Origin of the sequence: Cobetia sp. SIMBA_158 (assembly GCF_046566945.1) — a bacterium.
In the GTDB taxonomy this organism is placed as follows: domain Bacteria; phylum Pseudomonadota; class Gammaproteobacteria; order Pseudomonadales; family Halomonadaceae; genus Cobetia; species Cobetia amphilecti.
The window spans coordinates 146687-167875 of record NZ_JAWJYL010000008.1 but is presented as its reverse complement, the minus strand read 5'-3'; the positions used below and the strand labels follow the sequence as shown (position 1 = coordinate 167875).

Here is a 21189-nt window from a genome sequence, read left to right as displayed (position 1 = left end):
AGCGTGCTGATACCGCTGTCAGTGCTGAACATTCCTCCCCCCGCAGTGATGCTCCCACGCCGCGTGGTGATATTTCTCATGAAGTCGGGATGTCGCCCGCCTGGCAGGCACGTCTGGCGGCGTCAGCGTGTCCATTGTTGGGCATCGCGGCCTGGAGCGGCACCGGCAAGACCACGCTGCTCGAGCAGCTGCTGCCCGAGTTGAGAGCGCGCGGCCTCCGCGTCGCCGTGATCAAGCATGCGCATCATGCCTTCGATGTCGATACGCCGGGCAAGGACAGCCATCGTCTGCGAACGGCCGGTGCCGTGCCGATGCTGGTGGCGTCCGCCAAGCGCTTTGCGCTGATGATGGAGACGCCGGACCAGGTGGAGGCCGATCTGGAGCAGCTGGTGGCGCAGCTTGAGGGGCTGGAGGTGGACCTGATTCTGGTCGAGGGCTTCAAGCAGTGGCCGCTGCCCAAGCTTGAGCTGTACCGCGAGGCAGTGGGCAAGCCGCTGCGAGCCCCAGAGGACCCCTGGATCCATGCGCTGGCGACACCGGCGGCGCAGCTGCCGCCTCGTGATGTTGTGCCGCAGGACCTCAAGCGGCTGGATCTTGACGATCCTCAGGCGCTGGCCGTCTGGATCGCCGCCTGGCCGGTGCATTGGCGTCTGGAAGGCGGCAAGCCGCGTGACGAGGTGGGCGCATGAGTCTGTCGTGTTTCGATCCGCGTTTCGGCGAGCGCATGCTGAGTGTCGATGAGGCCTTGAGCGTGCTGGGGGAGAGCCTGGCGGGCGTGATGCGCACGCCACGCAGCGAGCGTGTCGCCCTGGCGCAGGCGCCCGGGCGTGTGCTCGCCGAGACGGTCATCTCGCCGCTGGATGTCCCGGCGCAGACCAACGCGGCGATGGACGGCATCGCGCTGGCGCGGGCTTCATTGCCAGACGCGGCGAGCGGCGAGCCCCTGAGCGATCGCGGCGAATTGAGCGATCGCTGCGAGCTGAGCGTGATCGGCAGCTCGCTGGCGGGCCATCCCTGGACGGGCCGAGCGCTCGCCGCGGGGGAGGCCATGCGCATCACGACCGGCGCGGCCCTGCCCGCAGGCGCCGATACCGTCGTCATGCAGGAGCAGCTCGAGTATCGCTCCACGCAGGGTGAGGGCGAAGGTCAGGGCGAGGGCTTGATTGAGAGCGAAGCAGGCGAGCGGGTGGTGGTCGAGGGCGTGACCAGCATTCGCCGTGGCCAGAATGTGCGTCAGGCCGGAGAGGACATCGCGCGCGGCAGCCAGGTGATGGCGCCGGGCCAGTGGCTGACGCCTGCCGCCGTGGGTGTGCTGGCGTCGCTCGGACTCGCCGAGGTCGCCGTCTATCGGCCACTGACGGTGGCGATCTTCTCCACCGGTGACGAGGTCACGGCCCCCGGCGAGACACTGCCGGCCGGCGGCATCTATGACGCCAATCGCTTCAGCCTCGTGGCGCTGCTGCGCGACCAGGGCATCAAGGTGCTGGATCTTGGCATCCTGAGCGATGACGAGGCGAGTGTGAGTGCTGCCCTGCGTGATGCCGCGAGGCGTGCGGATATGGTCATTACCTCCGGCGGCGTGTCGGTGGGCGAGGCCGATCACGTGCGCAGTGCCCTCGCTGCCTGTGGTGAGCTCGCGCTGTGGCGCATCGCCATGCGTCCGGGGCGCCCGCTGGCGTTCGGCATGTTGCGTGCCACTCCCGCCGACACCGAGTCGTCATCTGGCCAGGTGCCGTTCTTCGGCTTGCCGGGCAATCCGGTGGCGACCATGGTCACCTTCCTGCAGTTCGTGCTGCCCGCGCTGCGCCTGTTGTCGGGCCAACAGTGGTTGGCGAAGGCTGAGGCGAGCGCCTCCGCGACGACACTGGCGCAGTGGCAAGCCCCGCGCCTGCAGTTGATCGCCGGCGAGACGCTGCGCTCACGTGCCGAGCGTGTCGACTATCATCGCGGCCAGATCGTGCTGGATGACCAGGGGCGGCAGGTGGTGATGACCACGGGGCGGCAGGGCTCGGGTATTCTGACCTCGATGTTGCTGGCCGAATGCCTGATCGAGATTCCCGCCGGCTGCGCCACGCTTCACGCCGGCGAGCCGGTCATGGTGCATTGGCTGGGCAGTCGCGGCATCGTCTAGGCGATGCCCGCGCAGTGGTCATGCCAGCTGATTCATGAAAAGATAGTCTGCTAATTTCTTGGCCAGTCCTGTCCATCAGGGCTTGCCTGCCTGCTTCTTCAGGCATTGGTACTTCTGAGATTGCCGCCAGTCAGGCGCACCCGATACGGATACGAGACAGCTCATGAGCCTTACTCATCTCAACGCACGCGGCGAAGCCCATATGGTGGATGTTGCGGACAAGCAGGAAACCCGCCGCGAGGCGCGAGCCAGCGCACGCGTCAGCATGCTGCCTGCCACGCTCGCCCTGCTCGCCGAAGGTGGCCTGCCCAAAGGGGATGTGCTGGCGACGGCGCGTATTGCCGGCATCCAGGCGGCCAAGCGCACTCATGAGCTGATTCCGCTCTGTCATGCCTTGATGCTCTCCAAGGTGACGGTCGACTTCACGCTGGACAGCGCCAACAGCTGTGTGGAAATTCAGGTGCTGTGTCGCCTCAATGGGCGTACCGGTGTCGAGATGGAGGCGCTGACGGCGGCCTCGGTGGCGGCCTTGACGCTCTATGACATGTGCAAGGCGGTCGACAAGGGTATCGTGATCGGCGATATCCAGCTCGAGACCAAGACCGGCGGCAAGAGTGGCGACTGGCAGCGTCCGGAGGAGGTCGCCGCTGTCGAGCAGACGCCGGCTGAGCCAAGCCGGACTGAACCAAGCCGTTCTGCGACAGCTGAGCCCATCGAAGCGACAGCGGGACAGGCCGCTCCGGCGGCACGCGGCGATGCCACCGTGCGGGTTCTCTTCCTGGCGGAGCTGCGGGAACGCCTGGATCTCGACAGCCTGGCGCTGAACCTGACGACGCTGTCCCAAGCGACGGTCGGGGGCCTGAAGCGCACCCTGGCGCTGCGTGACCCTCAGCTTGAAGCGCTCAATGACACTCGCGTGCTGTGCGCCGTCAATCAGGACATGGTGCGCGATGACCACCCACTGAATGCCGGTGATGAAGTCGCCTTCTTCCCACCGGTGACGGGGGGCTGACATGACCCAGGTCGCAAACGAAGCCTCGCAGGCCTTTTCGGTCAGCATTCAGGCCAGCGATTTTGATCTGCGTGTCGAGCAGGACATTTTGACGCGTGGGCGCGGCGACATCGGTGCCGTGGTGTCCTTCACGGGGCTGGTGCGTGATTTCAATCAGCGACCGGATGTCGTCGCGCTGACGCTGGAACACTACCCCGGCATGACGGAGCGTAGCCTCGAGCGCTTGATCACAGAGGCGCGCGAGCGCTTCCCGCTCACCGGGGTGCGCATCATTCACCGTGTCGGACGGCTCGAGCCCGGCGACAATATCGTACTGGTGCTGGTCGCCAGTGCGCATCGTCAGGCGGCCTTTGCCGGCTGTGACTTCCTGATGGACCACCTCAAGTCGCGGGCGCCTTTCTGGAAAAAGGAGCACACCGCCACGGGAGATTATTGGGTGCGGGAACGCTCGAGCGATCGCGAGGCACTCGAGCGCTGGCATCCAGAGTCCGTGGTGACGGCAGAGGGTGAAGCGGTATCCCCCCTTGCCGAGCAACACAAGGCTGATGACTCATTGGCCGAGGCCAGCAGCGAAGAGAGACAATCAGCGCTGGCAACACCCAAGTTTTCGGGAGAGTCATGATGGAAACCCTGGTCGATGACTTCGGTCGTCGCATCCGCTATGTTCGCCTGTCAGTGACGGACCGCTGTGATTTTCGCTGCGTCTATTGCATGAGCGAAGAGATGACCTTTCTGCCGCGCGACGAGGTCTTGAGCCTCGAAGAGATCGCGTTGCTGGCGCGCGCCTTCGTGGAATTGGGGGTCGAGAAGATTCGCCTGACCGGCGGGGAGCCGCTGGTACGGCGTGATATCGGCAAGCTGGTTGATGAAATCGGCGCGCTCGAGGGGCTCAAGGACTTCTCGATGACCACCAACGGCGCGGGCCTTGCCAAGCACGCCGCTCAGTTGAAGGCCGCCGGCATGTCACGGCTGAATATCAGCCTTGATTCTCTGGACCCGGAGCGCTTCAAGGCGCTGACGCGTACCGGCGACCTGAACAAGGTGATCGCCGGCATCCGTGCTGCACGCGAGGAAGGTTTCCGCATCAAGCTCAATGCAGTGGTGCTGAAAGGGCGCAATGATCACGAAGTGGTGTCGCTGGTCGAATTCGCGCGTGAGGAAGGGTTGGACATCAGCTTCATCGAGGAGATGCCGCTGGGCCAGGTCTCGGATCACGGTCGTGACGAGACCTTCTGCTCCAGTGATGATGTCCAGGCGCGCATCGAGACGCGTTATCCGCTGATTCCCACGCTTGAAGACAGCCTGGGGCCGGCGCGTTATTTCCGCATGGCGGACAGCGAATCACGGGTGGGATTCATCTCACCGCACAGTCATAACTTCTGCTCGACCTGCAACCGCGTTCGCGTCACGGTAGAGGGGCGTCTGTTGCTGTGTCTTGGCAATGAGCACTCGCTTGACCTGCGTGACATCATGCGTCGCCACCCGGGTGACATCGAGCCACTCAAGGCCGCGATCATCGATGCCATGCACCTCAAGCCCGAGCGTCATCACTTCACGACGGACGGTGATGTCCAGATCGTTCGCTTCATGAACATGACGGGAGGCTGAGTCCTTTTTCGTCATCAGTCGTGACGCTCATGTTGATCGAGCCAGCCCGGATAACTCACAGGCGCTCACAAGAACCCCGCTATCAAGCGGGGTTTTTGTTGGTCTATCCTATGGAAACACTGCCTTGCTTTTGACAAGGCTTGTTAGTTCATATTTAGCGCTTATACTTTGCTGCATTATCACATCCAATGCGATGACTCGCAGGGATTCCAGCTCAGTGCATATGGTGGAGGTAGCGAAATGACAGCCGATTCTCTCGAAAAGATCGCTCGTAACAAGAATGTTGCTCGTGCAGCAGCGCGTCAGCTGTCCATGGAACAACTGCACAAGCTCTCCGAGGTCATCAATGAGGTGATCGAGCAGAAAGCCGAAGAAGACGAGCAGCGCCGCGAAGAAGAAATCGCCAAGGAGCGCAAGCTTGCCGAGATTCGTGATGCGATGATCGAAGCTGGCCTTTCCGTGGATGATCTGGTCAGTGATCAGCCCAAGCGTCGTGGCCGTCCGCCGAAGAACAAGTCCGTTTGAGACCTTCGGCCTGACGCCATGGAGGTGGCTGAAGCGCTTGAGATCGAGATTGCCAGTCGGCAAGTCGGCAATCTCGCCATCACCAGTCCCTGAGCGCCTCCCAGCAGCAGAAAAGCCCGCCCGGTATTTCCCGGGCGGGCTTTTTCATGCGCTGCTTTGTGCAGGGCAGTGAGCTCAAGGCGGCCATCACTTCAATGATGGCGCGACACTTACTCCTGATTCATGGCCATGATATGCAGGAAGAGCACCGGCTCATGGCGCAGGTGGTTGCGCAGCCAGCGATTGATGCGGCCATCGAGTTGCTGCTTGAGTTCACGTTCATTGCTGGCATCCAGGCCTGCCAGGGTGTCATCCAGCCACTCGGCGAAGCTGTCTTCATCGAGGCTCGAGGTACCGCTGATATCCAGCATCAAGCGGCCGATGCGAACCCAGCCGGCCTCCTGCAGCGTGACGGGCAACGCCAGTGAGACGCTGCCATGCCGGCCGAGACGCGCGCGGGCACGGCGGTCCATGGAATCCAGCGGACGCACCTTGTCATGCTCGATGATGCGCTCGTGCAGTGTCAGGCGTTTTTCCACCGACAGCCCCTGAGCATCGAGGCGAATCACGTCACCATTGACGGGAATCAGCGGTGCCTCGATGCCCAGGGACTGTGCCACCTGGGTGTGAGCGAGCTGGTGGCGATATTCGCCATGCACCGGCAGCAGGCGTACCGGTTTCAGCCAGCCATAGAAGGTGCGCAATTCTTCCTGCGCCGGGTGCCCGGAGGCATGCAGGTCCGGGAACTGCTTCTCTTCCATGATGCCGACGCCGAGGCGTGTCAAGGCGTTGTGCAGCTTGCCGATGGCCAGCTCATTGCCGGGAATCGCCTTGGAAGAGAAGATCACGGTGTCGCCGGCAGCCAGCTCGAAGTCCGGATGGCGGGAATTGGCCAGGCGTGACAGCGCGGCGCGCGGCTCGCCCTGACTGCCGGTGGCGATCACCATGACCTCTTCCGGGGGCAGGTAGCCCAGGTCCTTCACCGGGACCAGCGGCGGGAAGTCTTCCAGATAGCCGAGACTGCGGGCGACGCGCACCATGCGCTCCATCGAGCGACCCAGCAGCGTGATGCGGCGACCATTGCGTGCGGCGGCGCGCCCCAGCGCCAGGATGCGGGCCAGGTTGCTGGCAAAGCAGGTCACGACGACGCGTCCGCGACAGCCGGCCAGCGTCTTCTCCAGTGCGCGTGCTACCTCGCCTTCACTACGCGAATGACCCGCCAGCGGCGCATTGGTGGAGTCGCCGACGACCAGATCGACCGGCGCCAGTGCCTGATAGCGCTCCGGATCAGTGGGCTCGCCGATCAACGGCTCCGGGTCCAGCTTCCAGTCGCCGGTATGCATCACGCGATATTCCGGCGTGACGATCAACAACGAGCAGCTTTCCGGAATGGAGTGGGTCAGTGGCAGCAATCGCAGCGCGAAGGGGCCGGATTCGAAGCCTTCATCCACCTCGATGATCTGCAGGCTGGAGGTTTCCAGCTCGCGCTCGGCAAACTTGGCGCGCAGCAGGCCAGCCGCCAAGGGCGTTGCAATGATCGGGCAGCGCCATTTCGGCCACAGCCAGGCGACCGCGCCGATGTGGTCTTCGTGGCCATGGGTGATCACCAGCATCTGCGGGCTGATGCCCAGGCTTGCCAGAGACTCGATATCCGGCACCTGCAGAGGACCTTCCGGCAGGTCCTGGCGAATCATCATGCCGCAATCCACGGCAATCCAGTGATCCTGATAACCATACAGCGTCAGATTCATGCCGATCTCGCCGCAGCCACCCAGCGGTAGCAGGTGCAGCGGCGGACGTTGTCTCTGACGGACTTGAACGCGGGGTTTCAACATGGATGTCATGCCATCTATAAAATGTGGCTCAACTATACGGGAATCCCGCGAAGCGCCACAAATGGCGCTGTTGTCCGGTCGCGTCGATTCGAGAGCGGCCCGGCCGTCCGCGTGACGCCTTGAGGTGGGCCGGCGTGATGGCTGCTGATCGCAATGTCGTATTGACCATATGGACAGAATCGGGGCGCAGCACTGTTTCAGGCCGCGTGATCAGCTACAATAGCCCACCTTTGCCGAGGGGCTGCTTACGGGCGGTGTCATGATTCCTCGCGCAGGCCGGCGCTTCGCCGGCTGAACATCATTCCCGCTATCACAATGGTTGAACTTACGATGTCTCACGCCTATCGCCTGGTGGTGTCCTGCCCTGATCAGGTCGGAATTGTTGCCCGAGTTTCCACTTTCATCGCCGAGCAGGGCGGGTGGATCACCGAAGCCAATCAGCATTCTGATCTTGGCGCCGGCCGTTTCTTCATGCGCTATGAGATCAACCCCGAAACCATCGGCCTGAGCGCCGCTGAGCTCGGCAAGCGCTTCGCCCCGATCGGTGAAGAGTTCGGCATGCAGTGGCGCGTGCATGACACCGCCGCCAAGAAGCGTGTCGTGCTGATGGTCTCCAAGGACTCCCATTGCCTGGTGGATCTGCTGCATCGCTGGCAGTCCGGTGATCTGGATTGCGAGATTCCCTGCGTCATCTCCAACCACGATGACATGCGCTCGCTGGTGGAATGGCACGGCATTCCGTTCCATCACGTGCCGGTCGACAAGAATGACAAGGCGCCGGCCTTTGCCGAGGTCGAGCGTCTGGTGGAAGAATCCCGGGCCGATTGCATCGTGCTGGCGCGCTACATGCAGATCATTCCGCCGAGTCTGTGTGAGCGCTATGCCGGTCGCCTGATCAACATCCACCACAGCTTCCTGCCTTCCTTCGTGGGCGCCAAGCCGTATCACCAGGCCTTCGGGCGTGGGGTCAAGCTGATCGGGGCGACCTGTCATTACGTGACCGAAGAGCTGGATGCCGGCCCGATCATCGAGCAGGACATCCACCGCGTCACTCACTGCCATACCGCCGAGGAACTGGTGCGCATCGGCCGTGATGTCGAGCAGAAAGTGCTGGCGCGCGGGCTGCGTTGGCACCTGCAGGATCGCGTGCTGATCCACGGCAACAAAACCATCGTCTTCGCCTGAGCCCCGCTTGCTCAGCGCATGAGTCTGTCATCGACCTGAGGTCGTGACGAAGAAGCCGGTACCTGTTTCAGGTGCCGGCTTTGTTGTTTTCGGGATGGGGTGGGCGCCTGGCGCGAGCTAGAACAATCCCAGCTGCTGGGCGTCCTCGCGGGCCTTGAGGCGCACGCCGACGCCCAGCAGGCGGACAGGGCGATGGCCGCGTTGCCAGGCTTGCTCCATCAGCAGGGCGAAGCTGTTGGCGCTCGGCAGCGTGGTGGTCGAGGCGGGGAGCAGGCTTTCCAGCGTGGTGCTCTCGAAGTTGTTGAAGCGGATCTTGACGAACTGCTTGGCCAGCACCGGCTGGTCATGGCGGGCGTGACGGCTGGTCAGGCGTTCGAGCAGGGCGGGCAGGCGCTCGAGGCAGGCTGGCAGATCAGGCAGGTCGTGATCGAAGGTGTGCTCGACACTGATCGACTTGCGCTCGCGCTCGACACGTACCGGTCGCTCATCGATGCCGTGCGCCAGCTCGTGCAGGCGGGTGCCGAACTTGCCGAAGTGCTCGGCCAGGGTCGTCAACGGTGTGGTGCGCATGTCCTCGCAGGTGGTGATGCCCAGGCGTGTCAGACGTGCCAGCGTCGCCGGGCCGACCCCATGCAGCTTGCCGACGGGCAGCTGGCGGATGAAGGCGTCGCTGGTCTCGGGGGTGATCACCGTCAGGCCATCGGGTTTTTCCCAGTCACTGGCGATCTTGGCCAGAAACTTGTTGGCGGCCACGCCAAGGGAAAGCGTGATGCCGGTGCGCTTGAGCGCCTCTTCCTTCAACCAGCGCGCCATCCAGGTGGCGCTGCCCTGAAAGTCAGTCACGGCGCTGACATCCAGATAGGCCTCATCCAGCGAGAGGGGCTCCACCAGGGGTGTCAGCTCATGGAAGAGTGCCTGGATCTCGGCGGAGACGGCGCGGTAGCGCTCGAAGTCCGGGGGCACCAGAATCAGCTGAGGGCACAGGCGCAGCGCGCGGGCAGTCGACATCGCCGAGCGTACGCCGAAGGCACGCGCGGGATAGTTGCAGGTGGCGATGACACCGCGTTGCTCGGTGCGGCCGCCGATGGCGATGGGCACCTCGCGCCACTCGGGATGGCGGAGCATCTCGACGGCGGCATAGAAGCAATCGCAGTCGGCGTGGAGGATCTTGCGCATGCGCGCATCATGCTAAAAGACTGGATGGCTGTCCAGTGGCGGTGCCCATTCATTGCGCCTGAGCCTGCTCCGCAACGACAACGCCCGACAGTGAGGAAGGTCTTCTCTGTCGGGCGTTGGCATGTCTGGCATCTCGCTTGGGCGCGAGACTGTCGCTCAGCGGATTACAGCGTCATCGCGGCCACCCAGCCGAACACGATCAGCGGGATGTTGTAGTGGATGAAGGTCGGCACCACGCTGTCCCAGATGTGGTCGTGCTGCTGATCGACATTCAGGCCGGCCGTCGGGCCGAGGGTCGAGTCAGAGGCCGGTGAACCGGCATCTCCCAGCGCGGCGGCGGTGCCGATCAGCGCGACGGTGGCCAGCGGCGAGAAGCCGAATTGCAGCGCCAGCGGCACGTAGATGGCGGCAATGATCGGAATGGTCGAGAAGCTGGAGCCGATGCCGAGGGTGATGAACAGACCGACCATCAGCATGACCAGCGCGGCCAGCGGCTTGTTGTCACCGATGATGTGGAAGGAGGCGTCGACCAGGGTCTGGATGTCGCCGGTGGCCTTCATCACGGAAGCGAAACCTGCCGCCGAGATCATGATGAAGCCGATCAGCGCCATCATGCGCATGCCGGACGTGAAGAGGTCATCCGCTTCGTTCCACTTGAACAGACCACCCAGCGAGAGGATGGCGAAGCCGACCAGGCCGCCGAGAATCATCGAGCCGGAATACAGCTGAATGCCGAGGGCGGCGATGATGGCGACGCCTGCCATGATCAGGCCGCTCTTGGACGGCGTGTGCATGGGCATGGGCGTGTGGTGCGGTACGTTGCTGGACTTGATCTCGCGGGTCGCGTAGTCACGCGGCTTGCGGTAGGAGACGAACAGCGCCGTCAGCAGGCCGAGGAACATGCCGCCGACCGGAATCGCCATCGCCATCGGTACCATGCCGCGGGTCACGTCGAGACCGAGCGACTGGCCGGCCTCATTGATGTTGGCCAGCAGGATGTCGTTGAGGAAGATGGAGCCGAAACCGACCGGCAGCAGCATGTAGGGCGCGGTCAGGCCGAAGGTCAGTGCACAGGCCACGGCACGACGATCCAGGCGCAGGCGGTTCATGGCGACCAGCAGCGGCGGAATCAGGATCGGGATGAAGGCGATGTGGACCGGAATCAGGTTCTGGGAGGAAATCGCGACCAGGGTCACGCTGCCCAGCAGGCCGTACTTGATGGCTGTCTGGCGGCGTGGCGTGCTTTCGCCATTGAGCAGGCCGATCAGGCGTGCGGCGAGCAGGTCCGGCAATCCGGAGCGAGACAGGGCGACGGCGAAGGCACCGAGGGTGGCGTAGGCCAGCGCGACCTTGGCGCCGCCACCGACACCGTCATTGAAGGCGCCGAGCGTGTCGGTCAGAGACAGACCGCTGAACAGACCGCCGACCAGGGCGCCGGCGACCAGCGCGAAGACGACCGAGACGCGAGCCAACGACAGGCCGACCATGACCAGGACGGCCAGAATTACCGCATTCATGCGAGTACCTCTATGTGGGGTTGTGCCAGCTTTGGGAGTGTTGCGGACAGAGCGGGCGAACTGTGGGTGCGTGGCCACCCGATCCCGGGGCAATGCCTCGCATGACGTGTACATTCGTGACGAATGCCTTGCTGTCGCAGTGTTCCTGCGGCTTCCTCCTGAATGCCGTCAAAAACGGCGCATTATCTTACCAGAAGGGCAACGCAAGCTGAATGGCCGATGAACGTGGGCGCTGCCAAATGCCACAAGTTGGCGTGCCATGACGGCTTTTTGTAGAATGCCACGCTGCCCGGCGGCTGCAGTCGCAGGCGTTATTCAACAGGAGTGCGCATGCTGGAGCTGGAAAATGCCCGCGTCATCGGCATGGGAAATGATCGGCGTGTCTATCAGGACCCGCACGACCCCCATCGCTGCATCAAGGTCCCGCGTTACCCTGACAAGGGCAGCCGCCAGAATGAACGCGAGCAACGCTATTTCGAGGGCCTGGTCAGACGTGGCATGCGCGACTGGTCCTATGTGCCTGCCTACCACGGCAGTGTCGCCACCGCCGAGGGGCTCGGGCTGGTCTTCGATCTGATTCTCGACAGTGACGGCTCCACGTCACGCCGACTGCGCGAGGTGCATCTCGAGACCCCCGAGCGCCTGAGCGCCGAGGTGCTGGTGAGCGAGCTGGCCAATCTCTATCGCTATCTCAAGAAACGCTGGTTGATTCCGTCTGATCTCAATGATCGCAATATCGTGGTCCAGTTCAGCGACGACCAGCCGCCCAGATTGTGGCTGATCGACGGTATCTCGAATCCTGACTTCATTCCGCTGGCGACCAGTGTCGCCTGGCTGGCACGGCGCAAGGTCGCGCGTCGTTATCGTCACTTCCTCAAGAAGCTGGTCAAGGGCGGTCAGCTCTCGCCAGAGGATTATCAGGCACTCGAAGCCCGTCTGTGGGGGTGAATGCCTCTGATGGTGATAGCTTTCGAGAATGGTGGCGCTCGAGAGTGACTGCCCCTGATGGCGCTTGTCGCTGATGGCAATCGCCTTTGATGAACATCGCCAGGGGCAGTCGTGTTATTTATCAGTGCATCAATGTTCCAGGGTCTCGAAGTAGCTGGTCATCGCATGGGTGATCTGGCGCAAGTCCTGTGGCGAGGTGATATAGGCCGGCATGGTATAGAGCCAGCGACCGAAGGGACGTAACCAGACACCCAGTTCACGGGCATGGGCCTGAGCGCCTGCCAGACTGCTGGCATCGTGCACTTCTATCACCGCCGTGGCACCCAATACGCGTATATCGCGAATGGCGGGGTGGGAGAAATTCAGCAGGGTATCGCGCAACAATTGATTGAGCTCGGCAATCTTGCCCAGATAATTCTCTTCCTCGAATACCGCGAGACTTTCCAGTGCCACCCGACAGGCCAGCGGATTGCCCATGAAGGTCGGGCCGTGCATGAAGGCGCTATTGGCATCCTCGCCATCAAATGCATGGAAGATATGACTCTGGGCCAGGGTGGCGGCATGCCCCAGATATCCCCCCGTCAGTCCCTTGGAGAGCACCATGATGTCGGGAGAGACATTGGCGTGTTCACAGGCAAACATCTTGCCGGTCCGACCGAAACCGGTCGCGACTTCATCGAAGATCAATACGACCCCGAACTCATCACATAACTCGCGCGCCGCCTCGAGATAGTAGGGCGAGTACATGTTGAGTCCACCTGCCGCCTGCAAGAGAGGCTCCATCAACAATGCCGCTATCTCATGCTGGTGTGTTTCCAGACAGGCGCGCAATGCGCTGATATCGTCTGCTACCTCTTCACGACTGGCGCTGAAACCGGCAGTCGGTGCCGGTGCGAAGTGATGTCTGGGCAGGAAATCGGCGAACAAGGAATGCATGCCTTCCTCAGGGTCACACACTGCCATGCAGCCCGCCGTATCGCCGTGATAGGCCTTCATCAATGACAGCATGCGCGTCCGTTCCCGCGTGTCATCGCGGTCTTTGCGCTGTTGCTGATATTGCACTGCCATCTTCATGGCGACTTCCATGCCCACCGAGCCGCTATCCGAGAAGAAGACATGATTCAGGCCCTCGGGGGTGACGCGCACCAGCGCATCGGCAAGCTCCTTGGCCGGTCGATGGCGGATGCCGCCCAGCATCACATGGCAGAGTTCTGCCGCTTGCTGCTGAATGGCCGCGACGAGGCGCGGGTGTCCGTAGCCATGGATCATGCACCACCAGGAACATGTCGCATCCAGCAGTGTCTCACCTCCCGCCAGTGTCATGCGGGCTCCCGTGCCGCCGACCACCTCCAGTGGCGCTGGCATGTCCTGCATCTGGGTATAAGGGTGCCAGAGAGAAAGTGAGTCCGTATCGCGGGTCGGCATCTGGGAGAATGGCATGGAGTGTCTCTGCGAGTGGCGGGAGAGTGGAGTGGTGTTATGACGGCTCAATCGTTGTCAACTTTGACCATTCTATCAGGTTGACGGTATTTTTGAAGTGACGCTTTCTGGAGAAAGTGTTGCATTTTGCACCACTATTAATTCGCCACCTGCTTTAGTATGGACTTCTGTTGTTCGTTCAGGTGCATGCTTTTCGAGGTGCGCAGGCAATGACAGCTCTACATCGAAAGTCTGCAATCTGACGCCGCCACGCCAACGGGGAAGTGGTTGCATAATACTTCCTTGTGGGTTGTTGTCATGAATTGTGCATATCCCGTGAATATTGGAGGTCCAGTGATGGCGGGCCCTCAAGCCTGATATCAGGTCGTGGTAAAGACTTCTTCGTGTAGTTGCAGAGACACTTTTGGCAGGCCTGTCTTCAGTTGTGACAGGGGATAATGAAGTGCCTGGGCAGTGAGTACTGTTTTTTTGCTGGCTATTGCATTGATCGGCAAGATTGCATACTTTGGAAACATGTTATTTAAGACTTCACCTTGCAGTTGACTCGGTCTATAATCGCCCTTGATCTGGTGTGGGCGCTTAACTGTCCCGAGTGTCCTGCACAAGTCTTTATGAAAACACGCTGTTAAACATGTACGGCAGATGAATATCGCCGAGCCTCTTTCAGCATCGTGTTTTCGTGACTCAACTGTCTGTCCCGACATCCTGGAGATACTCATGTCCCTGTTGACTGATTTCATGCAGAAAGAGCAAGAGCTCAAGAAACTTCAAGAGCAGCTGGAAAGCCTGCGCAATGATGACCGTCTGAAGAACGAACTCGAATTCAAGGACAAGCTGGACGCGCTGATGGGCGAGTACGGCAAGTCCACTCGTGACGTCATCACCCTGCTGGACCCGAAAGCGTCCCAGGCGCCGGCTGCTGCCGCACCGGAAAGCAAGACCGGTGGCGTGCGTCGCAAGCGCAAGCTGAAGGTCTACAAGAACCCGCACACCGGTGAAGTCATCGAGACGCGTGGTGGCAACCACAAGCAGCTGAAAGAGTGGAAGGAAGAGCACGGTGCGGAAACCGTCGAATCCTGGCTCGAGCGCACTGAAAGCTGAGCACTGGCTTTGTTGCCAGCTAGCTGACGCTGCCAGACATGAAAAAGCCCCGCAATCGCGGGGCTTTTTCATGTCTGGCGTTTGACTGACGCTAGACGACGGACTCCCTCTTTTGAGCAGACCTTGAGCAGGCCTTGAGCAGACCGATAGGGCGCTTTCCCGTGAGACTCGCTGTGAGATTACAGCGTCAGAAAGCGCCACTATCGGCAGCCGTCATGCCTGAGGGCTGTTATGAGGGCTATCAGCTATCACGCTGATTGAGGTCCACCAAGCGACCGATGGCGAGAATCTTGCCCGTAGGTTTGCCGGTCGGCGAACCGCCTTCTGGCTCCAGTGTCATCTCCAGCAGCTGGCCCGGGCTCATGCTGCCGATCTGCTCGGCGCTGAGTTCGATGCCGGCAATCGGGTCGACCAGCCCCAGTGAGCGCGGCCCTTCTTGCGGGTCGGTCAGAGTCCACAGTTCGATGGCGCGATCCGTCGGGCGCTCGATGGAGACCTTCGGTGTCAGCTGCAGGCCACCGCTGGGCGTGACATTGGCCACCCAGGTCGGTGTGCCCGGATCTTCCAGTGTCTGCAGGATAGCGACCATACGTTGCGCGTCGCCGTCAGGTGTCTGGGTAGCCACCTCCGGTGACGTGCCCTCAAGCGGCGCGCTGGGAGAGAAGGGCCCCATCTGCATGACCAGTGCCAGGGCGAGACCTGCCCCCAGACCCAGTCCGAGGCCGCCGCCGAGCCAGCGCAGCAGCCAGGGCGCCTTGGTAGAGGCGCTTGTCTGATCTGCGTCATGTCGAGCGGCGTCATCGCGGGTGGCGGAGGACTGCTTGAGGCGCACCAGGCTGGCATCGATGCGCTTCCATAATGAGTCGGAAGGGGGCTCCGGCGGCAGGCGATCACTCACGCTGAGCCAATGTTGCTGCCAGCGCAGGGCCATGCGTGCAGCATTGTCATCGCGCTCGATCCAGGCGCGCACTTCGGCCTCGCGCTCAGGGTCCAGCAGCCCGAGGGCATGCTCACCCAGCAGCAGGTTCTGTTCTTCGGGAGATTCGGGAATCAGGGGGCAATTCATCGTGACAGGCACTCCTGCAGTAGCTTGAGACCGGCGCGGATGCGTCCCTTGATGGTGCCAAGCGGTGCGCTCAGCTTCTCGGCGATCTGTTCGTGTGTCAGTCCCTTGAAGAAGGCCAGCAGAATGGGTTCGCGTCGCGGCACTTCCAGTTCACCCAGGCAGTCGCTCAACTGGTGCGCCGTCTGGCTGTCATCGGCCGCGGTTTCCGGGTTGGCGAGCAGATCGGCCAGCGTGTCGAGCGCATCGCTGTCGCCGCGAGGCGTCCGCCCCTGGGCGCGCAGCTGATCCAGAGCGCGATAGCGCAGGATGGTAAACAGCCAGGCGCGACCATTGCCGAGTTCACGGCGATACTGGCCCGCGTTGGACCACAGCTTGATGAAGGCGTCATGGACGGCATCTTCCGCCTGGTCGCGGCTGTTCAACAGGCGCATGGCGAGCGCCAGCATACGGCCCGATTCAAGATCATAGAGGCTGCGGAACGCGGCCTCGTCTCCGCGTGCACAGGCTTCTATCGCACTGGCGTGGTCAAAGCTTTCCGCATCTGGCGGACTGACTGACGGCTTCTGTGCTGGCATGGGGCGGCCGGCTCCTTTGGCAGGGGGTCCATTGTTCAGCTGACGGTATGTGCACCGCCGGGGAATGGCAAGTTGCATGATAGAGGCCTTCGTTCGGGAAAGAATCAACGCCCGTGACGGTCGGGATGGCGGTGCGTCAACTGCGGGGGATAGACAGGTAACGTCCCGCTTCCCGACTTGGATGTTCGTGGCCGGTTTTCAGACGTGTCTGGGCGTGGCGTCAGTCAGTCACCTCACATCCGATGGGGAAAGCGCGGCGCGGCTGCATTGCTGCTCGCGCGGTGAGTCCGCATAATGGCCGGCATGACAGCCTGGGAGGCGTGATGAAGCAGCAATTCAATACGATCGGCGTGATTGGCCGACTGGGCAGTGCCCAGGTGGTGGATACGCTCAAGCGCTTGATTCGCTTTCTGGATTCCCGTGGCCTGGCCATGGTGATCGAGGAACGCACTGCCACGCTGCTGCTGGACCACGGTCTGCAGGTGGCCAGCCGCCGTCAGATGGGCGAGCAGTGTGATCTGGTGATCGTGGTCGGCGGCGATGGCAGCCTGCTGGGCGCCGCGCGCGCGCTGTGCCGCAGCGGCACGCCCGTGCTCGGCGTCAATCGTGGGCGACTCGGCTTTCTGACCGACATTCGCCCCGATGAGCTCGAGGAGAAGGTGGCCGAGGTGCTGGGCGGTGACTATCTCAGCGAGCAACGCTTCCTGCTCGAGGCCGAGGTCTACCGCGAAGGCGAGCGTATCGGGGCGGCCGATGGTCTCAATGACGTGGTGCTGCACCCCGGCAAGGCGGCGCGCATGATCGAATTCGAGCTGTTCATCGATGGCCAGTTCGTCTACTCCCAGCGCTCGGATGGCTTGATCGTCGCCACGCCGACCGGCTCGACCGCCTATGCGCTGTCCGGTGGCGGCCCCATCGTGCATCCGCGCCTCGAGGCGATCACCCTGGTGCCGATGTTCCCGCATACCCTTTCCAGTCGTCCGATCGTGATCGATGCGGCCAGCGAGATCATCCTGCATATCAGTGCCAGCAACTCGACCTATCCGCATATCAGCTGCGATGGCCAGACCCAGGTGGTGGCCAAGCCCGGGGATGTGCTCAAGATCCGGCGCAAGAGTGAGCGTCTGACGCTGATTCATCCGCTGGAGCACAACTATTTCGAGATCTGTCGCACCAAGCTCGGTTGGAGCAATCGCCTCGGCGAATGACCTCAAGGCTCACAGCATGCAAGCATTCGTGGCGCCACAGGATGGCTATGACCTTATCGGCGATGTACACGGCTGCGGCGCCACTCTGGCGACGTTGCTGGAGACGCTCGGCTATCACATCGTCGATGGCGTCTATCGCCACCCGACCCGCAAGGTCATCTTTCTCGGCGATATCATCGATCGTGGCCCACGCATCCGCCTGGCGGTGCAGCTGGCCAGCAGCATGGTCAATGCCGGCGAAGCGCTGATCGTGATGGGCAATCACGAATACAACGCCCTGGCGTATTGCCGGCGCGCACGCCCGCGTGCGGGTGGCGAGCATCGTGATTTCCTCCGCTCGCATACCTCACGTCACAATCGCATCATCCGTGAGACGCTTGATCAATATCAGCATCATCCCGATGAGTGGGACGAGGCGCTGCGCTGGTTCATGCGCATGCCGCTGTGTCTGGAGCTGCCGCCTCTGGCCCCCGGCCAGAGCGGGTTGCGCGTGGTGCACGCCTGCTGGGATGAGCCACTGGTGCGTACCTTCCTGGAGCGCTACCCCGATGGCTGCATCGATGAAGACTTCCTGCATGAGTCCATCGAGCACGACAGCTTCGCCTATCGCGTGCTGGACCGCATGACGCGCGGCGCGAATCTGCGCTTGCCGGAAGGGGTCGAGATCCATTCCGGCGATGGTTTCACGCGCCGAAGCTTCCGCACGCACTTCTGGGCACGTGAGCCCCGCACCTACGGCGATGTGGTCTTCCAGCCCGACAACCTGCCCGGCGAGCTGGAATCGCGCTGGTTGAGTGAGCAGGAGCTGGCCAATCTGCCTTACTACGGGCCAGAGCAGCCGCCACTGTTCCTCGGACACTACTGGTGCGAGGGCTTGCCGGCGCTGCCGGCCCCCAACATCGCCTGCCTGGATTACAGTGCGGTCAAGTTCGGACGCCTGGTGGCGTATCGCTTCAGTGGCGAAGCCACGCTGGATGCCGCCAACTTCGTCTGGGTACCGGTACCGCGTGAGCCCTCCCGACGCCCCGTGCCGGAAGAGCTGTCCCGCGACACCCTGTCGAACCAGTCATTCGCCAATGGCGCCAGTCAATAGCACTAGTCAGTAGCACTGGCCATTGGCACTGCTCAATAGCACTGGTCATGGGTACGCCCCAATAGCGTCAGTGATGCTGGCGGTGAATGTCGATTGTTTTTTACAATCACGTGTCAGTGAACCAAAGCCCGATTGCGCACTCTGAGTAAGTGTTCCCTTGAATGATCCTTGCTCAGTCCGGTGCCCCCCACCGGGCTTTTTTTATGTCTGTCACAAAGGCCAGACGCCTGCGGCGCTGTGGTAGATTTTCACAGACTGGTCTGACTTCTCCTTGTTTATCAACGTGTACTGATTCTGTTCAGTCGCGTGTCATCTTCAGAGGCATACATGTTCAAGGTTCTGACGCTGCCCGAATCCTTCGACAGCCGCCCCCTGCGCGAAGCCCTGTGGGCCGAGAAGATCGGTCACCAGATCACCCTGAGCCAGGCTCGCCCGACAGAGGCTGCGTCTGGCGACGATGCCGAGAGCCACGAGGGCGGCCAGGAGCTGTGGCTGGCCGACCCCGAGCAGCTACCGCGCGTCATCGCGATGCTCGAGCGCCAGTCACGCGGTGAACCGTTGCGGGATGCCTCTGCGGGCGCCGCGACGCGTGGCACCGCCAGTTCTCAGTCCCTCATCGCCCTGATGCACCAGACGCCGCTGACCTGGCTGGTCGGTCTGGCCTGCTGCGTTACGGTGCTGTTCCAGTATGCGCTGGGCCAGGCGGCGGTATTCGAGTGGCTGGCCATCGTGCCCTTCGAGCTTGTCGGCAGTCAGCACATCGCACCCGAGCCGCTGTCCGTGACGCTGGCGGGGGAGTGGTGGCGGCTATGGTCGCCATCGTTGATGCACTTCGGGGTACTGCACCTGGTGTTCAACCTGCTGTGGCTGTGGGTGTTCGGGCGCCAGATCGAGGCCATCGATGGCGGTTGGCGCTTCGCGCTGGTCGTGGTACTGAGCGGCGTGGCGGCCAATCTGGCGCAATACGCCACTGGCAGCGTGCTGTTCGGAGGGCTGTCGGGGATCGACTTCGCCGTGATCGGCTATGTCTTCATCGCCGCACGCCGCCGCCCCGCGCTGGGCTATCAGATGCAGCGCTCGCTGATGATCTTCATGCTGATCTATCTGGTGCTGTGCATGACGCCGCTCTCAAGTGCCATCGGCCTGGGCGCCATCGCCAACGAGGCGCATCTTGGTGGCCTGCTGACCGGTCTGCTGCTGGGCTGGCTGCTCCCCAGGCGCAGCGCAGCCTGAGCGTTGGTGATTCGGCCCCGGGGATGGCACTGCCGGAAATGACACTGCGCGAAACGACAATGCTAGAATGGCGGTCATCCCCAGTGACTCCGATGGTCCGCCTTCGGCAGTCGTGGACCCGTATCAGGAGAGTATGTGATGAGCAACATGTCCTTTGACGGCATGGTCGAGCAGATGACGCCGACCATCTACGAGAGCCTCAAGCAGTCCATGCAGCTGCGCAAATGGCCGGATGGCCGCGTGCTGACCCAAGAGCAGGTCGAGCTGTGCATGGAAGCCGTCATCAAGTACGAAGCGCACAACAACGTGCCTGCCGAGTCGCGTGTCGGCTTCATCGACAACGGCACCTGTGGGCCGCGTGATGACGACAGCGCCGCAAGCGATGAGCCGGAGCAGATCAAGTGGGTCAACTGACGCTGGATGATGCCCTGAGTGCGGATGAGGCCTCCGGCACGGCTCAGGAAGCCAGTGCTCAGGATGCGGCGCCCATCACGCTGAGTGGCAACCTCCACAAGATGTCCATCGTGCCCGCCGGTGAGGCGCTTGCGATCGATACCTCGTTTGATGCGCCGTCGGTCATGCTCGAGCCGCTGGCGGCCAACTATGGCCTGCGTCTGGGCGAGATCACCCAGCCGCTGAATGCCTATATCGGCCACAAGGTGCGATTGAGCTTCACCGGTCAGATCCACTGCAGCCATTGCGGTCGCAAGACCAAGAAGAGCTTCGCGCAGGGGCATTGCTATCCGTGCTTTCGCAAGCTGCCGCAGTGCGATGGCTGCATCATGAAGCCGGAGACCTGCCACTACGCCGAAGGCACCTGCCGTGATCCGCAGTGGGGTGAGGAGCACTGCTTCCAGCCGCATATCGTCTATCTGGCCAATTCCTCCGGCCTCAAGGTCGGCATCACGCGCAAGACCCAGATGCCGACGCGCTGGTTCGATCAGGGCGCCATCCAGGCGCTGCCCATCGTCGAGGTGTCCAATCGCCTGCAGTCGGGGCTGGTCGAGGTGCTGTTCAAGCAGGCGCTGAACGATCGCACCAACTGGCGCGCGATGCTCAAGGGCGATGTGGCAGAGCTGGACCTGGAAGCCGAGCGTGATGCCTTGCTGGCCCAGATGTCAGAGGGCCTGGCGGCGCTGCAGGCGCATTGCGGCGAAGGCGCCCTCCGGGTGCTGGACACCACGGCGCTGGCCTTCGAGTTTCCGGTGCGCACCGCGCCGACCAAGGTCACCTCGTTCAACTTCGACAAGACGCCAGTGGTGGAAGGCGTGCTCGAAGGGCTCAAGGGTCAGTATCTGATTCTCGACAGTGGCGTGATCAATCTGCGCAAGTTCACCGGCTATGAGATCGAGGCCCAGCTCGGCGAGCAATGAGCCGCGGCTGAGCCATAGCCAAGAGCACAGCCAAGAGCACAGCCAAGAGCTCAGTACCGCACACACGACAGCGCCCACGCTCCGTCACGGAGGGTGGGCGCTGTCGTTTCAGTGCTTCTTGTTT

The 21189-nt window shown here is 62.3% G+C and carries 21 protein-coding genes; 14 read left to right on the top strand and 7 right to left on the bottom strand.

Annotation, left to right across the window (positions count from 1 at the left end; translation table 11 throughout):
- The first annotated feature begins 89 nt into the window (after window positions 1-89).
- From mobB to R2R70_RS13495, 6 genes are all read left to right on the top strand, one after another.
- Complete coding sequence (mobB, locus tag R2R70_RS13520; RefSeq protein ID WP_410978300.1) at window positions 90-689, top strand: molybdopterin-guanine dinucleotide biosynthesis protein B; 600 nt, start codon at window positions 90-92, stop codon at window positions 687-689.
- Window positions 686-2131 (top strand): gephyrin-like molybdotransferase Glp, encoded by a 1446-nt coding sequence (gene glp, locus R2R70_RS13515; RefSeq protein WP_410978284.1) that lies wholly within the window; start codon window positions 686-688, stop codon window positions 2129-2131. Before mobB ends, glp begins: the two co-directional genes overlap by 4 nt.
- A gap of 163 nt (window positions 2132-2294) precedes the next feature.
- Window positions 2295-3143, top strand: coding sequence for a cyclic pyranopterin monophosphate synthase MoaC (moaC, locus tag R2R70_RS13510; RefSeq protein ID WP_410978283.1), 849 nt, complete (start codon window positions 2295-2297; stop codon window positions 3141-3143).
- 1 nt (window position 3144) lies between these two features.
- The gene (locus R2R70_RS13505) at window positions 3145-3765 is read left to right on the top strand and encodes a molybdenum cofactor biosynthesis protein MoaE (RefSeq protein WP_410978282.1); all 621 of its coding nucleotides are present in this window, start codon (window positions 3145-3147) and stop codon (window positions 3763-3765) included.
- Entirely contained in the window at window positions 3762-4751 is a 990-nt protein-coding gene (gene moaA / locus R2R70_RS13500) for a GTP 3',8-cyclase MoaA (RefSeq protein WP_054556294.1), read from the top strand. The genes R2R70_RS13505 and moaA overlap by 4 nt, the downstream gene beginning before the upstream one ends.
- A gap of 240 nt (window positions 4752-4991) precedes the next feature.
- Entirely contained in the window at window positions 4992-5276 is a 285-nt protein-coding gene (locus R2R70_RS13495) for a hypothetical protein (protein WP_043336782.1), read from the top strand.
- Window positions 5277-5485: 209 nt separating this feature from the next.
- Here R2R70_RS13495 and R2R70_RS13490 read toward each other — a convergent pair whose 3' ends face one another.
- Entirely contained in the window at window positions 5486-7066 is a 1581-nt protein-coding gene (locus tag R2R70_RS13490; protein WP_410978299.1) for a ribonuclease J, read from the bottom strand.
- A gap of 414 nt (window positions 7067-7480) precedes the next feature.
- Between R2R70_RS13490 and purU the strand changes: the two genes are divergently transcribed.
- Window positions 7481-8335 (top strand): formyltetrahydrofolate deformylase, encoded by an 855-nt coding sequence (gene purU, locus R2R70_RS13485; protein ID WP_043336780.1) that lies wholly within the window; start codon window positions 7481-7483, stop codon window positions 8333-8335.
- A gap of 117 nt (window positions 8336-8452) precedes the next feature.
- Here purU and dinB read toward each other — a convergent pair whose 3' ends face one another.
- Window positions 8453-9511 (bottom strand): DNA polymerase IV, encoded by a 1059-nt coding sequence (dinB, locus tag R2R70_RS13480; RefSeq protein ID WP_153636234.1) that lies wholly within the window; start codon window positions 9509-9511, stop codon window positions 8453-8455.
- 164 nt (window positions 9512-9675) lie between these two features.
- Window positions 9676-11028, bottom strand: coding sequence for a Na+/H+ antiporter family protein (locus R2R70_RS13475; protein WP_410978281.1), 1353 nt, complete (start codon window positions 11026-11028; stop codon window positions 9676-9678).
- A gap of 330 nt (window positions 11029-11358) precedes the next feature.
- On the opposite strand from R2R70_RS13475, the gene R2R70_RS13470 reads away from it, so the two are divergent.
- Window positions 11359-11976 (top strand): YrbL family protein, encoded by a 618-nt coding sequence (locus R2R70_RS13470; protein ID WP_410978280.1) that lies wholly within the window; start codon window positions 11359-11361, stop codon window positions 11974-11976.
- A gap of 129 nt (window positions 11977-12105) precedes the next feature.
- Here R2R70_RS13470 and bioA read toward each other — a convergent pair whose 3' ends face one another.
- Window positions 12106-13416 carry an adenosylmethionine--8-amino-7-oxononanoate transaminase gene (gene bioA, locus R2R70_RS13465; protein ID WP_410978279.1) on the bottom strand — a complete coding sequence of 437 codons (1311 nt, stop codon included), beginning with the start codon at window positions 13414-13416 and terminating at the stop codon, window positions 12106-12108.
- Between the two features lie 75 nt (window positions 13417-13491).
- Complete coding sequence (locus R2R70_RS13460) at window positions 13492-13689, bottom strand: hypothetical protein (RefSeq protein ID WP_410978278.1); 198 nt, start codon at window positions 13687-13689, stop codon at window positions 13492-13494.
- Window positions 13690-14133: 444 nt separating this feature from the next.
- Between R2R70_RS13460 and R2R70_RS13455 the strand changes: the two genes are divergently transcribed.
- Entirely contained in the window at window positions 14134-14517 is a 384-nt protein-coding gene (locus tag R2R70_RS13455; protein ID WP_043336770.1) for a histone-like nucleoid-structuring protein, MvaT/MvaU family, read from the top strand.
- A 241-nt stretch (window positions 14518-14758) separates the two neighbouring features.
- On the opposite strand, the gene R2R70_RS13450 is transcribed toward R2R70_RS13455, so the two are convergent.
- Both R2R70_RS13450 and R2R70_RS13445 read right to left on the bottom strand, forming a co-directional pair.
- Window positions 14759-15583, bottom strand: a complete 825-nt coding sequence (locus tag R2R70_RS13450) for an anti-sigma factor domain-containing protein (protein ID WP_410978277.1) — start codon at window positions 15581-15583, stop codon at window positions 14759-14761.
- Window positions 15580-16158 carry a sigma-70 family RNA polymerase sigma factor gene (locus R2R70_RS13445; RefSeq protein ID WP_043334088.1) on the bottom strand — a complete coding sequence of 193 codons (579 nt, stop codon included), beginning with the start codon at window positions 16156-16158 and terminating at the stop codon, window positions 15580-15582. The genes R2R70_RS13450 and R2R70_RS13445 overlap by 4 nt, the downstream gene beginning before the upstream one ends.
- A gap of 323 nt (window positions 16159-16481) precedes the next feature.
- Here R2R70_RS13445 and R2R70_RS13440 point away from each other — a divergent pair, with 323 nt between their 5' ends.
- The 5 genes from R2R70_RS13440 (at window position 16482) to R2R70_RS13420 (ending at window position 21065) form a co-directional block, all read left to right on the top strand.
- The gene (locus R2R70_RS13440; protein ID WP_043334090.1) at window positions 16482-17366 is read left to right on the top strand and encodes an NAD(+) kinase; all 885 of its coding nucleotides are present in this window, start codon (window positions 16482-16484) and stop codon (window positions 17364-17366) included.
- Between the two features lie 16 nt (window positions 17367-17382).
- Entirely contained in the window at window positions 17383-18459 is a 1077-nt protein-coding gene (locus R2R70_RS13435; RefSeq protein ID WP_052384625.1) for a metallophosphoesterase, read from the top strand.
- Window positions 18460-18786: 327 nt separating this feature from the next.
- The gene (locus R2R70_RS13430; RefSeq protein WP_410978276.1) at window positions 18787-19692 is read left to right on the top strand and encodes a rhomboid family intramembrane serine protease; all 906 of its coding nucleotides are present in this window, start codon (window positions 18787-18789) and stop codon (window positions 19690-19692) included.
- 138 nt (window positions 19693-19830) lie between these two features.
- Window positions 19831-20106, top strand: coding sequence for a YeaC family protein (locus R2R70_RS13425; protein ID WP_043334093.1), 276 nt, complete (start codon window positions 19831-19833; stop codon window positions 20104-20106).
- Between the two features lie 164 nt (window positions 20107-20270).
- On the top strand, window positions 20271-21065 hold the full coding sequence (locus tag R2R70_RS13420) for a DUF2797 domain-containing protein (protein WP_410978298.1): 795 nt from the start codon (window positions 20271-20273) through the stop codon (window positions 21063-21065).
- Window positions 21066-21189 lie beyond the last annotated feature (124 nt).

Bases quoted from the DNA above. Each gene is read 5' to 3' on its own strand.
- R2R70_RS13505 (WP_410978282.1), top strand. From the start codon at position 3,145: ATGACCCAGGTCGCAAACGAAGCCTCGCAGGCCTTTTCGGTCAGCATT.
- dinB (WP_153636234.1), bottom strand. From the start codon at position 9,511: ATGCGCAAGATCCTCCACGCCGACTGCGATTGCTTCTATGCCGCCGTC.
- R2R70_RS13470 (WP_410978280.1), top strand. From the start codon at position 11,359: ATGCTGGAGCTGGAAAATGCCCGCGTCATCGGCATGGGAAATGATCGG.
- moaA (WP_054556294.1), top strand. From the start codon at position 3,762: ATGATGGAAACCCTGGTCGATGACTTCGGTCGTCGCATCCGCTATGTT.
- R2R70_RS13440 (WP_043334090.1), top strand. From the start codon at position 16,482: ATGAAGCAGCAATTCAATACGATCGGCGTGATTGGCCGACTGGGCAGT.
- moaC (WP_410978283.1), top strand. From the start codon at position 2,295: ATGAGCCTTACTCATCTCAACGCACGCGGCGAAGCCCATATGGTGGAT.
- R2R70_RS13475 (WP_410978281.1), bottom strand. From the start codon at position 11,028: ATGAATGCGGTAATTCTGGCCGTCCTGGTCATGGTCGGCCTGTCGTTG.
- mobB (WP_410978300.1), top strand. From the start codon at position 90: ATGTCGCCCGCCTGGCAGGCACGTCTGGCGGCGTCAGCGTGTCCATTG.
- R2R70_RS13450 (WP_410978277.1), bottom strand. From the start codon at position 15,583: ATGAATTGCCCCCTGATTCCCGAATCTCCCGAAGAACAGAACCTGCTG.
- R2R70_RS13425 (WP_043334093.1), top strand. From the start codon at position 19,831: ATGAGCAACATGTCCTTTGACGGCATGGTCGAGCAGATGACGCCGACC.
- R2R70_RS13490 (WP_410978299.1), bottom strand. From the start codon at position 7,066: ATGAATCTGACGCTGTATGGTTATCAGGATCACTGGATTGCCGTGGAT.
- R2R70_RS13430 (WP_410978276.1), top strand. From the start codon at position 18,787: ATGTTCAAGGTTCTGACGCTGCCCGAATCCTTCGACAGCCGCCCCCTG.
- R2R70_RS13435 (WP_052384625.1), top strand. From the start codon at position 17,383: ATGCAAGCATTCGTGGCGCCACAGGATGGCTATGACCTTATCGGCGAT.
- R2R70_RS13420 (WP_410978298.1), top strand. From the start codon at position 20,271: ATGCTCGAGCCGCTGGCGGCCAACTATGGCCTGCGTCTGGGCGAGATC.
- bioA (WP_410978279.1), bottom strand. From the start codon at position 13,416: ATGCCATTCTCCCAGATGCCGACCCGCGATACGGACTCACTTTCTCTC.
- R2R70_RS13460 (WP_410978278.1), bottom strand. From the start codon at position 13,689: ATGCAACCACTTCCCCGTTGGCGTGGCGGCGTCAGATTGCAGACTTTC.
- purU (WP_043336780.1), top strand. From the start codon at position 7,481: ATGTCTCACGCCTATCGCCTGGTGGTGTCCTGCCCTGATCAGGTCGGA.
- R2R70_RS13445 (WP_043334088.1), bottom strand. From the start codon at position 16,158: ATGCCAGCACAGAAGCCGTCAGTCAGTCCGCCAGATGCGGAAAGCTTT.
- R2R70_RS13495 (WP_043336782.1), top strand. From the start codon at position 4,992: ATGACAGCCGATTCTCTCGAAAAGATCGCTCGTAACAAGAATGTTGCT.
- R2R70_RS13455 (WP_043336770.1), top strand. From the start codon at position 14,134: ATGTCCCTGTTGACTGATTTCATGCAGAAAGAGCAAGAGCTCAAGAAA.
- glp (WP_410978284.1), top strand. From the start codon at position 686: ATGAGTCTGTCGTGTTTCGATCCGCGTTTCGGCGAGCGCATGCTGAGT.